This is a genomic window from Streptomyces sparsogenes (genome assembly GCF_001704635.1).
GTDB classification, from domain to species: Bacteria; Actinomycetota; Actinomycetes; order Streptomycetales; family Streptomycetaceae; genus Streptomyces; species Streptomyces sparsogenes.
The window spans coordinates 1-9285 of record NZ_MAXF01000086.1 but is presented as its reverse complement, the minus strand read 5'-3'; the positions used below and the strand labels follow the sequence as shown (position 1 = coordinate 9285).

General features: G+C 70.8%; 11 protein-coding genes and 1 pseudogene. 4 read left to right on the top strand and 8 right to left on the bottom strand.

Annotated elements, in window-relative coordinates:
- Nucleotides 1-18: 18 nt before the first annotated feature.
- Nucleotides 19-249: pseudogene (locus BBH68_RS17305) on the bottom strand (LLM class flavin-dependent oxidoreductase); the annotation flags it as partial.
- Between the two features lie 109 nt (nucleotides 250-358).
- Here BBH68_RS17305 and BBH68_RS17300 point away from each other — a divergent pair.
- The gene (locus BBH68_RS17300) at nucleotides 359-835 is read left to right on the top strand and encodes a MarR family winged helix-turn-helix transcriptional regulator (RefSeq protein ID WP_065963403.1); all 477 of its coding nucleotides are present in this window, start codon (nucleotides 359-361) and stop codon (nucleotides 833-835) included.
- On the opposite strand, the gene BBH68_RS17295 is transcribed toward BBH68_RS17300, so the two are convergent.
- The 3 genes from BBH68_RS17295 to BBH68_RS17285 all read right to left on the bottom strand — a co-directional run bounded on the left by BBH68_RS17295 (nucleotide 829) and on the right by BBH68_RS17285 (nucleotide 3094).
- Nucleotides 829-1011 (bottom strand): hypothetical protein, encoded by a 183-nt coding sequence (locus BBH68_RS17295; RefSeq protein WP_104531325.1) that lies wholly within the window; start codon nucleotides 1009-1011, stop codon nucleotides 829-831. The genes BBH68_RS17300 and BBH68_RS17295 overlap by 7 nt on opposite strands.
- Nucleotides 1012-1158: 147 nt before the next feature.
- Entirely contained in the window at nucleotides 1159-2661 is a 1503-nt protein-coding gene (locus tag BBH68_RS17290; protein ID WP_065963399.1) for an FG-GAP-like repeat-containing protein, read from the bottom strand.
- Between the two features lie 136 nt (nucleotides 2662-2797).
- The gene (locus BBH68_RS17285; RefSeq protein ID WP_065963398.1) at nucleotides 2798-3094 is read right to left on the bottom strand and encodes a GYD domain-containing protein; all 297 of its coding nucleotides are present in this window, start codon (nucleotides 3092-3094) and stop codon (nucleotides 2798-2800) included.
- 288 nt (nucleotides 3095-3382) lie between these two features.
- Here BBH68_RS17285 and BBH68_RS17280 point away from each other — a divergent pair, with 288 nt between their 5' ends.
- A complete protein-coding gene (locus BBH68_RS17280; protein ID WP_065963394.1) occupies nucleotides 3383-5560 on the top strand; it encodes a WD40 repeat domain-containing serine/threonine protein kinase in 2178 nt (725 codons plus the stop codon).
- Here the strand turns inward: BBH68_RS17280 and BBH68_RS17275 are convergent.
- A complete protein-coding gene (locus tag BBH68_RS17275; protein WP_065963392.1) occupies nucleotides 5490-5981 on the bottom strand; it encodes a hypothetical protein in 492 nt (163 codons plus the stop codon). The genes BBH68_RS17280 and BBH68_RS17275 overlap by 71 nt on opposite strands.
- Nucleotides 5982-6105: 124 nt before the next feature.
- Here BBH68_RS17275 and BBH68_RS17270 point away from each other — a divergent pair, with 124 nt between their 5' ends.
- Both BBH68_RS17270 and BBH68_RS17265 read left to right on the top strand, forming a co-directional pair.
- The gene (locus BBH68_RS17270; protein WP_065963390.1) at nucleotides 6106-6471 is read left to right on the top strand and encodes a MerR family transcriptional regulator; all 366 of its coding nucleotides are present in this window, start codon (nucleotides 6106-6108) and stop codon (nucleotides 6469-6471) included.
- Between the two features lie 140 nt (nucleotides 6472-6611).
- Nucleotides 6612-7349: a class I SAM-dependent methyltransferase gene (locus BBH68_RS17265; protein ID WP_065963409.1), complete on the top strand. Its 738-nt coding sequence runs from the start codon at nucleotides 6612-6614 to the stop codon at nucleotides 7347-7349.
- Nucleotides 7350-7387: 38 nt separating this feature from the next.
- Here BBH68_RS17265 and BBH68_RS17260 read toward each other — a convergent pair whose 3' ends face one another.
- The 3 genes from BBH68_RS17260 to BBH68_RS44495 form a co-directional block, all read right to left on the bottom strand.
- Complete coding sequence (locus BBH68_RS17260) at nucleotides 7388-7786, bottom strand: PH domain-containing protein (RefSeq protein ID WP_065963389.1); 399 nt, start codon at nucleotides 7784-7786, stop codon at nucleotides 7388-7390.
- Between the two features lie 52 nt (nucleotides 7787-7838).
- Nucleotides 7839-8831: an immunity 49 family protein gene (locus BBH68_RS17255; RefSeq protein ID WP_065963387.1), complete on the bottom strand. Its 993-nt coding sequence runs from the start codon at nucleotides 8829-8831 to the stop codon at nucleotides 7839-7841.
- A gap of 89 nt (nucleotides 8832-8920) precedes the next feature.
- Nucleotides 8921-9285: transposase (locus BBH68_RS44495; protein WP_218029718.1), on the bottom strand; the 365-nt coding region annotated here is incomplete at its 5' end.

Below are 9285 nucleotides of genomic sequence, written 5' to 3'. Positions count from 1 at the left end.
AGATCTTCATGAGCCTTCTAGGCGTAGCCGCTGGGTCTTGGCGGCCAGGGCGCTCAGCAGCGTCCAGCCCTCCAAGATCTGCCCATTCTTCGGGCCGGCGATCGGCATGAGGTGGTCCCACAGCCAGGCGTCCGCGATCTCGGGCAGGTCGTCGGCTTCCTGCCATACGCGGAGGATGTCTTCGTAGGGGGCCCGCATGGGGGTGGTCTTGATTCCGAATCTGAGGGATGAAATGTGCTGGTCCGGCATGGGTGCCACGCGCCCTTCTCGTCGACGCACGCCGCCGTGACGGCGATGCCACCGTCACTGTAATCGATCGTCAGCACTGCTGACTATCAGCCCCGGATATGGTGTCGTCATGACTCGTGACGCGCCGCCCGAGGTCCTCTCCTCCCGCCTCGGCTATCTGCTCAAACACGCCTATCTGCGGCTGAGCGAGGAGTCGGCGCGGGCCTTGGCGCCGTATGGGATCGACGGCCGTGAGCTGGCGGTTCTCGCCGTCCTCGACGCACATGACGAGCTGTCCCAGCTGGAGGCGGCGGGCAAGCTGGGCGTCGACCGCACGACGATGGTGGGTCTCGTCGACGCCCTGGAGGGCAAGGAGCTGGTCGAGCGGCGCCGCAGCCCCCAGGACCGGCGCAAGAACATCGTGCGGCTGACGCCGGCCGGACGGGAGCGGCTCCGCGAGGCCGAAGTCGCCCGTCAGGAGATGGAGCGCCGGTTCCTCGCTCCGCTCTCCGGCTCGGACGCCGCCCTCCTGGTCCGCGCCCTGCGGTCCGTGGTCAGCAGTCCCTCGTCGGCGCCCCCACCATCCCTAAATCCCCGTGATCAGTAGGCCTTGCCCTGCTTCCGCTGTCGGCGCCTCAGCGCTCTCCGGATCAGCAAGAAGGCCGCGATGGCGATCAGGGTGAACCCCGCGAGGATCACGACTGCCCCGACGACAAACAGGATCGCGCCGACCAGGAGCAAGATCATCCCGAGGGCGAGAAGAAACATCGCGAGGACAGCCATAGTCGCCTCCTGCCCCCGACTCTGACTCCGTCCCGCCCCTAATGCAAACATTCCCGGATAAATCGACCAGATACGTCGCAGCCCCCTCGCCTACGGATTTCCGTAGGCGAGGGGGCTGGGTCAGCTACCGTCGCTGCGCGCGGGCGGTCAGCGCAGGGTGGCTCCGAAGAGCGCCTTCGTGGCGGGGGCGGACAGGTCGTCGGGGCCGAAGGCCAGGGCGGAGGTGGTGGTCAGGCCGGTGGGGGTGCCGCGGAGGAGCCAGACCGCGCCGTTGTCGCCGTTCTCGGCGGTGGAGGCGACGGCGAGGTCGCGGTGGCCGTCTCCGTTGACGTCCAGGAGGGCGGTGGTGGCGCCGAACCTGTCGCCCGACTCGGCCACTCCGGGGACCCCGTCGGAGTTCTGGTGGAAGACCTGGCTGCCGGTGCCGGTGAAGCCGGAGGCGCTGCCGGGTACCAGGGCGAACGAGCCGGCGTCGGTGAGGCCGCTGAAGTCCTCGCCGGGGATGCCGAGGGCGATGTCGGCGTAGCCGTCGCCGTTCACGTCGTCCACGGAGACCGCCGTGCCGAGGCCGTCGCCCTCCTCCTCCGCGCCGTAGAGGCCGGGCAGGTCCTGGTCGAACGACTTCGTGTTCGCGTCGGAGAGGCCGGAGGCCGAGCCGTAGGCGACGCGGACCTTGTTGCTCCAGTCGTCGACGCCGACCACCACGTCGTCGAAGCCGTCACCGTTCACGTCGCCCACGCCGGTGCCCGCGACGCCGTTCGTCGTGTCGCCGGGGGCGCGGCCCTCGGTGAAGCCCGAGGCGCCTCCGTACAGGAGCCGGTTGCCCCAGGTTCCGTCGCCGGTGTAGATCCACTGGACGATGTCGTCCTTGCCATCGCCGTTGATGTCGCCGACGTGGCCGTTGAGGATGGGCCCGGTGATCGAGTCGGGGCCGTCCTCGCAGCCGCCGCCGGTGGCGCAGGAGGCGTCGCTCTCGTCGTAGCCCCACCACTCGGACTCGTCGAGAATGTTCAGCACGGCGGCGGGCGTGCCGGTCCGGGAGATCGGGCCCTTCCACAGGGCGGCCTTGGCGCTCGGCGGGTCGTCGCCGGAGACGGTGTTGTGGGCGAACAGCGCGAGGTCGGTCTTGCCGTCCCCGTCGAAGTCACCGGCCTGCGGGGCCTGACCGTACCCGGCGAGGTTGGTGCCGCCGGTGAGCCCGGAGGCGGAGCCCCACAGGACGACGGAGCCCTGGGCGCCGCCCGCGATCACGAGGTCGCCGTAGCCGTCGCCGTCGAGGTCGCCCTTGGTGACATTCACTCCGAAGCGCTCGCCCGCGGTCGCGGAGCCGGGTATCCCGCTGGTCGACCGGCTCACGATCTTCTTGTTGGCGGTGGACAGTCCGTTCGCCGACCCGTACGTGATGGCCACATAGCCGGCCTTCGCCTTGTCCGACACCGTGGCGTTCGGCGCCCCGATGACGAGGTCGGCGTAGCCGTCGCCGTTGAAGTCGTCCTGGACGTCCACCGACGCCGAGGCGGCCTGGGCCGGGGCGGCCTGGGCCGGGGCTCCGGTGAGGGCCCAGGCGCTGAGCCCTGCGGCGAGCAGCACCGCGGCGGCCAGGGGCGAGCCCAGCCGTGCGGTACGGGTCCTGCGTCCTGCTCGGGACATACAACTGCCTCTCAGAGTGGTCGAGTTCCACGCGGCGCGCGCCGCGTCCCCCACACACTCCGACTCGGAAGGCAGATCTCCGGTTGTACGCCCGGATGTCATTGTTGTGTAACCAGCCGTACAGACCTGTCAGTTGTCAGCCGGCCGCCTTGGCGATGATGCGCCCCATCTCCTCCCGGTCGAAGGCCCGCAGCGTCGTGGAACGGACGTTGCCCACCCCGCCCAGCTGGACGAGTGCCGCCGTGGCCGTTTCGTCGTCGGGCGCCTCGAGGACGGTCACGAGGTCGTACGGGCCGATGGTCCAGTAGATGCTCACGATCTCGGCCCCGAGCTTGTTCACCGCCGAGCCGAAGCTCTCGGCGCGCTTCGCGGTGTCCTTGTAGTTACGGACCCCCTGATCGGTCCAGCTCAGCAGGGCGACGTACGTCGGCATGTTCTTCCACCTTCGTGAGGAGACGAGGAGACACATCCCGAGGTCAAGCCTGGACAGCCGGGGCGGAACCCGCACTCGGTGCGCGCCCGAACGGGCAGCGGGTGCAACGAGCAGCGGGGGGTGCGGCGCGGGGGTGTTCGGGCGGGGCGGGGTCGTTTACGCTGCTCGCTCGGAGCGCCGCGGGTGGCAGACCAGCGAGGGGTGACAGTCGGCATGTCCCAACCGGGCTATGGTCCGCCCGCGGTTCCACCCGCGATTCCGCCCGCCGTTCCCCCCGCGATTCCGCCCGTGGGAGGGGGCCAGTCGCAGTGGCCGACGACCCCTCCGCCGCATCGCCCCCTCGGGGCCGGTGATCCAGGGGAGGCGGGCCCGTACCGGCTGGAGGCGGTGCTGGGCGCGGGCGGGATGGGCCGCGTCTATCTGGGGCGTACTCCGGCCGGCAGCGCGGTGGCGGTCAAGGTGGTGCACCGGGAGTACGCGAGCGACAGAGCGTTTCGCAAGCGTTTCGAGCAGGAGGTGGCCGCGGCCCGGCGGGTTCAGGGCCTCTATACGGTGCCGGTGGTGGACGCGGACCTGCGGGCCGACGAGCCCTGGCTGGCCACGGCTTACGTTCCCGGGCCGTCTCTGCACGACGCGGTGGCCGAAGGCGGGCCGTTGCCGGTCGACGCGGCGGTGGGGCTGATCGCCCGGGTGGCCGAGGCGCTGCAGTCCATCCACGCCGCCGACGTGATCCACCGCGACCTCAAGCCCTCCAACATCATCCTCACCGCGGAAGGGCCCAAGGTCATCGACTTCGGCATCGCCCGGGCCGCGGACGTCACGTCGGTGACCGGCACCGGGATGCTCACCGGGACCCCCGCGTACATGGCGCCCGAATACATCAGGGGGCAGGCCGTCACCGAAGCCGTCGATGTCTTCGCCCTCGGAGTGGTCGCCTGCTTCGCCGCCACCGGACGGCCCGCCTTCGGCGGTGGCAGCCACCACGCCGTGACGTACCGGATCCTGGAACAGGCTCCCGACCTCGACGACTGCCCCGAGCCCGTCCGGACCATCGCCGCCTACTGCCTGGAGAAGGATCCTCGGCGGCGGCCCACCCCCGCCGAGGTCATCCGGCACTGCCACCCGGCCGCCCCGGCCGCCCCTGCGGGAGCCACGGGCGGCGAGGGCCACACCGCTCCGGGCCACACCGCTCCGTCCCTGCCGAGGGCCCGGACCGTCGTCGGCTCCGCGCCGGGCCTGCACGACGCCCTTACCGCCCCGGCAGCCCCCGGCGGTCCCGCGGTGGCGCCGGGCAGGCCGGACGGCCCGGCCGGCCCGGCCAGCCCGGCCAGTCCGCACAGGCCCGACAGCCCGGACCCCTTGAGCAGCCCGGCCCCGGACAGCCCGGACCCCTTGAACACCCCGGACTCCCATGCGGCACCCGCGCCACGGCTGTCCGTCCTGCTGGGCGGCCTCGGGCTGCTCGCCCTCGCCGTCGTCCTCATCGCCGTCCTTCTTCCCGGGCAGTCGGCCGACCGTGACACGCCGTCCTCGCTCGAGCCCGTGGCCACTCTCGCCCGCTTCGCCCACCCGGGTACCGACGTGGCGGTGGCCTTCAGCCCGGACGGCAAGACCCTCGCCTCAGGCGGGGACGGCAAGGTGGAGCTGTGGGATGTGGCGGGCCGCAAGCGACGCGCCACCCTCACCCAGCGCGTCACGTCCGGCACCACCGTGTTCGGCATCCCCTGTCTCGCTTTCAGCCCCGATGGCAAGCTGCTCGCCGTCTGCACGGACCGCGGCGAGCTGAGGCTGTGGGACGTGGCCGAGCGCCGGCAGGTGGCCAGGATCCCGGGCGACCCCATCCGGGCCGTCAAGAGTGTCGCGTTCAGTCCGGACGGCAAGGTACTCGCCACCGGAGGCGGCGACGGGGCGCGGCTGTGGGAGGTCAACGGCGACGGAGGCCGGCTCGAACAACTCGCCGTTCTCGTCGACGAGACGTCGATCAAGCGGGTGGCGTTCAGCCCGAACGGGAAGACGCTGGCCACCGCCGGTGTCTCTTACGAGCTTTCCCCGGACGGGGATCACTCAGTGCAGTTGTGGGACGTGTCCAGCCGCAAGGCACGCAAGACCCTCAACCAGTCCAAGGAACTCTGGGGCATGGCGTTCAGCCCGGACGGGAAGACGCTGGTCACCACCGGCAAGGACAACATGATGAGGCTGTGGGATGTGGCCGGCGGCCTTCAGAAGGACTCCCTGGTCGACGAGAACGTCGTCGAGCTTCGCGACGTGGCGTTCAGCCCGGACGGCACGACACTCGCCGTCGCCAGTGGTGCGCGGGTCGGGCTGTGGGACGTGGCCGACCGCCACGAACGCACCCGCCTGATCAGCGGCCACGAGAACGTAGCAGGCCTGGCCTTCAGCTCGGACGGCCGATACCTGGCAACGACCGGCTACGACGGCAAGACCCGGCTGTGGAAGGTCCCGTAAGTCGGCGGGGGCGAGCGCGCCACCAGGGAAGAAGCTGAACGAGACCGAACGACACCTCGACAGCGAAGAAGAACCACAGCAGCCGGGTGGCGCCGTGGGCCAGCGCGTAGGCCTGCCAGGCGGAGAAGAGGGTGCGCGCGACACCGTCGAACAGTCCGTGCGCAGGCTGCGGCTTGACGATCCGCAGGAGCGCCCAGACGACCACGACCGACCCCATCAGATTCGCGTACAGGGTCTGCATCGGGTCGAGGGCGGGCATGGCCCCCAACCCCGACGCGTCCCCCAGCGAGGACAGCGCGTCGTGCACCAGCGCGTACGTCCACGGCGTCGCGAATCCGGCGGTGACGACGAGGTCGTACCAGGCACTCAGGCGTACGACGCGAAGGTAGGCAGAGCGGTCGGGGGCGAGAAGACGGATCACGACGAGGACTCCTGTTGGTCTCACGGCAAGGGCGCGATTACGGCAACGACGCAACGACCGCCTCACGCTAAACAGTGGAGTACTGTCCAAGGTCAAGCCCACAGTCCCGGTCCGGCGGAGGGTCATGCGTATCGGAGAGCTGGCCGCGCGAGCGGGGATGTCCAAGGACACCATTCGCTTCTACGAGAAGATCGGCCTCGTCACGGGTGAGCGGCTGGCCAACGGCTATCGCGACTTCCCGCCGGAGACGGTGGCCTGGCTCCAGTACGTCCGCACCGCGCAGACGCTCGGCTTCTCGCTGGCCGAGATCGCACAGCACGGCGAGGAGCTGCGCGACGCGGAGGACACCGCCGAGGCGTTGTCCGCGCTGTTCGAGGAGAAGATCCGGATCGTGGACGCGCGCATGGCCCAGCTTGCCGCCCTGCGGGCCGAGCTCGAGGCGCGCGTCGGTACGGGGTGTCCGTTGCGGGCGGCCGAACTGGCCGGCTGAGCGTGTCGCCCGACCGCTTACGGCTCTTGTGGCCGTTGACCTTGCCCAAGGGTGAGGGCCGACAGTGTCCGGGTGATCAGTCCGCTCCGATGAGAGGGACCCCCATGACCCACATGACCCCCATGACGCACATGACGCACATGGATGACGACGCTCTCCTGGCAGAGCAAGTGGCTTACTACAGGGCGGGCGCGGCCGAATACGACCGGCCGTACGCGGAGCGCGAGGAGCTGCGGGAGTTGCTGACCGTCGTCGACGAACTCCCGGTTCGCGGGGATGTGTTGGAGCTGGCCTGCGGTACGGGCCAGTGGACACCGAGGCTCGCGGCGCGGGCGCGTTCGGTGACGGCGGTGGACGTGGCGGGCGAGGTGCTGGCGCTCGCCCGGGCGCGTACCGCGTCCCACACGGGGGCGTCCCCCACGGTCGAGTTCGTTCAGGCCGACCTGTTCGAGTGGCAGCCGCCACGGCGCTACGACACCGTGTTCTTCGCCTTCTGGCTCTCCCACGTGCCGCCGAGGCGCTTGCCCGGCTTCTGGAACACGGTCGCCGCCGCGCTGGCGCCGGGCGGCAAGGCGATCTTCATTGACGACGGCCCCGCCGTCGCGGAGGAGGAGGAAGTCCTCACGGGCCTGCCCGCCCCGGCGGCGCTGCGCCAGCTCGGCGACGGCAGTCAGTACCGCATCGTGAAGGTGTTCCACGATGCCCGGGCCCTCACGGACGACCTCGCGGCGCGGGGGTGGTCGGTCCGCGTCCGGCGCGTGGCCGGGAACTTCGTCGGGGTCGCGGAACCGCCGCCGCCCGACGGCGGGGCTCCGACGGCGGGACGGGGCGCGGCGCCCTCGCGCCGGCGCGATCCTGACACTTCCCCGCCGGCCTGACACTTCCCCGCCGGCCTGACACTTCCGCGCCGGCGGGGCTACCGGGGCCGCAGGGCGTGGAGATCCGGCAGATGGCGTTCACCGACGTAGGGCAGGGTGGTCTTCCGTCCTTGGCTATCGCACAGACGTACGCGCTGCCTCGGTGGGGACGAGTCCGTCTCCACGACGATGTCCCGGATGTCGGGCCAGGCCCACTTCCGCACCCGCACCACCCCGACCACGGCGATCCCGCTCGCCCGCACCACCGTGCGGGCGCGCCACAGGGACATGGCCCACACGCCGTCGACGACGGTCAGAACTCCTATCAGGATCGCCGCGACCCAGCCCGGCAGGTCGTTGATGACCACCTCGAGCACCCCGCACGCCAGCGTCAGCGCGATGAGCGCGAGCCCCTTCAGCCTCGCGCGTCTGTCGGCGCAGTACTCCCGCAAGATCACACCCGTCACTCCCGTCACGCCCGTCACACCCATGCCCCGCCCCCCGGGTGGCCTACTTGGCGGCCCAGTAGTTCAAGTTGTTCCGGTTCCCCTCCGCCGCCCGGCGCGGCGCGTCCGGCGATCCCAGTAGACCGTACGGCAGATACCCGGACCGGACGCCGAGTTCCCACCCATGGACCTGGACGGCGAGGCAGGCCAGGGCGAGGGTGCCGAGGGGGAGAAGGGACCGGGGCGCGGGATCACCGGCATCGGCCTCGACGCTCTCCCGGTACGCGACCAGCCGGGCGACGAGGGCGTCCTCGAAGGCGTGCTGGTCGTCGTCGAGGAGTACGCGGAGCAGCCGCTGGTCCGCGCTCAGCGCGCCGCCGGCCTCGTCGAGCCGCCGGGCGGCCTCCGCGCGCTCCCCGGCGTCGGGCTTGCGCAGCGGAACCGTCGGCCAGTCGCGGGGCAGATGCCCGGCCGCCTCGGTGAGATAGGGGCACAGGGCGTCCATGGCGGCGAGGTCGGCGGGGTCGGAGACGGAGGTGTACCGGTTGTAGGGCACGCCGTCACGGATGGCGGGCGCGTAGTCGCCGCGCAGCAGCAGCCCGGTGACCCGCTCCCAGTCCCACACATGCCCGCTGACGACACACATCTCGAACATGTCGAGCCAGGTCCGCGCGGTTGGCGCCTCCTTGACGACGTCCCGGAAGGTGATGGGCCCGTCCCCGAACTCGTCGTCGTCCGGGTCCGTGCTGATCCGCTCCCCGACGAGGGGGAACCGGAGTTCCTGGTCCCCGTTCGGGAAGCACATGATGCTCAGCACTCCGTGCACACACTCCGCGGCGGTGACGGCGACCAAGCCGGCCGCGGCGTCGAGCCCCGGCTCCGTCACCGTTCGCGCGGCGACATGGTCGAGCAGTTCGTCCGCCATGGCTCGGATCAGCGTGGGCGAGATGCTGCCGTACCGCAGCGAGTGCCACCGCGTGTAGGCCCGCCCGTCGATGTCGTCGAGCGCCTCGGCCAACCGCTGCTCGCTGACCTGGTGGCATGCCACATCCCGCACGTACCCCGTCCTTCCATGAACTCCACGACTGGACGAAGCACGCTATCAACGGGCGCTGACAGCACTGGCGTCTGTTGCGAAAGTGCTGGTCACAGCCATTCGTTGATGGCCGCGACCAGCACGGTCGCCTCATAGCGGACGGCGAGCTTGTCGTACCTCAAGCGCCACCGCGCGGTGGCGCTTGAGGCGATTGATTCCGCCCTCCACCGCGTGGCGCTCTTTGTAGTCGGCAGCGTCGAACTGCGGTGGCCGGCCACCGCAGGAACCGCGCTGTGGGCGCGGGCGATGGTGGAGTCCACCGAGACGTCCCAGGTGATCAGTCCCTCGGCATCGGCCCGGGCCTGCAGTTGCTCGAAGATGCGGTGCCAGGTGCCGTCCCGCTGCCAACGGCGGAAAAGTCCGTACACCGTCCCCCATGGGCCGTACCGCTCGGGCACGTCCCGCAGCACCGGCG

Bases quoted from the DNA above. Each gene is read 5' to 3' on its own strand.
- BBH68_RS17300 (WP_065963403.1), top strand. From the start codon at position 359: ATGACTCGTGACGCGCCGCCCGAGGTCCTCTCCTCCCGCCTCGGCTAT.
- BBH68_RS17295 (WP_104531325.1), bottom strand. From the start codon at position 1,011: ATGGCTGTCCTCGCGATGTTTCTTCTCGCCCTCGGGATGATCTTGCTC.
- BBH68_RS17290 (WP_065963399.1), bottom strand. From the start codon at position 2,661: ATGTCCCGAGCAGGACGCAGGACCCGTACCGCACGGCTGGGCTCGCCC.
- BBH68_RS17285 (WP_065963398.1), bottom strand. From the start codon at position 3,094: ATGCCGACGTACGTCGCCCTGCTGAGCTGGACCGATCAGGGGGTCCGT.
- BBH68_RS17270 (WP_065963390.1), top strand. From the start codon at position 6,106: ATGCGTATCGGAGAGCTGGCCGCGCGAGCGGGGATGTCCAAGGACACC.
- BBH68_RS17265 (WP_065963409.1), top strand. From the start codon at position 6,612: ATGGATGACGACGCTCTCCTGGCAGAGCAAGTGGCTTACTACAGGGCG.